The organism is Pseudoalteromonas sp. NFXS39, assembly GCF_040148775.1.
Classification (GTDB): Bacteria; Pseudomonadota; Gammaproteobacteria; order Enterobacterales; family Alteromonadaceae; genus Pseudoalteromonas; species Pseudoalteromonas apostichopi.
Genome location: NZ_JAGDEC010000021.1, coordinates 1 through 1,317, shown reverse-complemented (window position 1 = coordinate 1,317; position 1,317 = coordinate 1). Strand labels below are relative to the sequence as shown.

The window sequence follows — 1,317 nt, the reverse complement described above, 5'->3', positions numbered from 1 at the left end:
ATGTATGGTACGCCCCGTTTTGCAAGTTAATAATTTAAAATAACGGAGATGGTTTGCGCTAATGTATTCAGAGTCTATTAGAGACTTTCATTAGTCCCAGCTCTACGATGAGATCCGCGCCAGATTGTCCTCATAAACGAGAAAGCATTTTTTATGCTGCTCTGCCCCTCAGGTTTTCAATCTGGTGGTCTAACCGTTTTGTCATCAATAATTATCATTGCAAATCTGACTTTTACACTTTTAATTCGAATGGTTGTTTTGTTGACATCACTGACCACGCAATTCGGGCCAATTTATTAGCTAAAGCAACAACTGCTACATTAAAGGGTTTTCGACATTTAAGGTCTAATAACCACTGTCCAAAAAACTTATTGGCGGTGTTATCTCTCCACATTACTGCTCGTGCTGCATGAACAAACAACTCCCTTAATTCCTTGTTACCTCGCTTGGATATTCCAAGGAGTCTTGGTTTTCCACCTGTACTATGCTGATATGGAACCAAACCTATCCATGCCGCAAAATTTCGGCCGTTCTTGAAGTCATTTGCATCCCCAACAGCAGATACGCAGCATGAAGCTGTCATTGGCCCTATGCCCGGAATTGTTTGAAGTAGTGCAACAACTTCATTCTCTTTATTTAATAGCTTTAATTTAGCTTCTTGCTCTTTAATTAAGTGATTCAAATGATGGTAGTAATCCAATTGACTTTTTAGTTCAGCTATAAGTAAAGCTGGTAAAGACTCCCCCTGATCTGCTAACCATTGAAAAAGGTTTTTCATGTTATGGTGACCTCTAGGAAAACTTAGGCCAAACTCTGTCAAGATAGAGCCAATTCTGCTCATGCAAGCTGTTCGCTCTTTGATGAAGCCAGAACGAATACGTCTAATCACGATCCCTAATTGAGCTTCTTCTGTTTTAGGAGATACAAATCTCATACTCGGTCTAGTAGCAGCTTCGGCGATTGCGTTTGCATCTATAAAGTCATTTTTATGTGTCTTAACGTAGGGTTTTACATACTGGGCGGGTATAAGTTTAGCCTGATGACCCATTTGGATACATTTCCTAGCCAACCAATTTGAACCGCAACAAGCTTCCATTGCAATTAGAGTGCTTGGAAAATTTGAAAGAAAACTAATTAACTTTGCTCTAGAGAACTTGTGACGAAAAACTTCTCGACCAGCGTGATCATGGCCACTTAAATGAAAAGTTGATTTACCTAAATCAATACCTATAACTTTAACAACTGACATAATGGTTTCCTCCAATAATAGCCAACTCTGTTAGTTTAGCTAATGGGTGGGGCGTACCATCTAATTAA

The 1,317-nt window shown here is 39.3% G+C and carries 1 protein-coding gene; it reads right to left on the bottom strand.

Annotated elements, in window-relative coordinates:
• Positions 1-232: 232 nt before the first annotated feature.
• Complete coding sequence (locus J3455_RS19780; RefSeq protein ID WP_349562274.1) at positions 233-1,249, bottom strand: IS110 family RNA-guided transposase; 1,017 nt, start codon at positions 1,247-1,249, stop codon at positions 233-235.
• Positions 1,250-1,317: the final 68 nt, after the last annotated feature.

Bases quoted from the DNA above. Each gene is read 5' to 3' on its own strand.
- J3455_RS19780 (WP_349562274.1), bottom strand. From the start codon at position 1,249: ATGTCAGTTGTTAAAGTTATAGGTATTGATTTAGGTAAATCAACTTTT.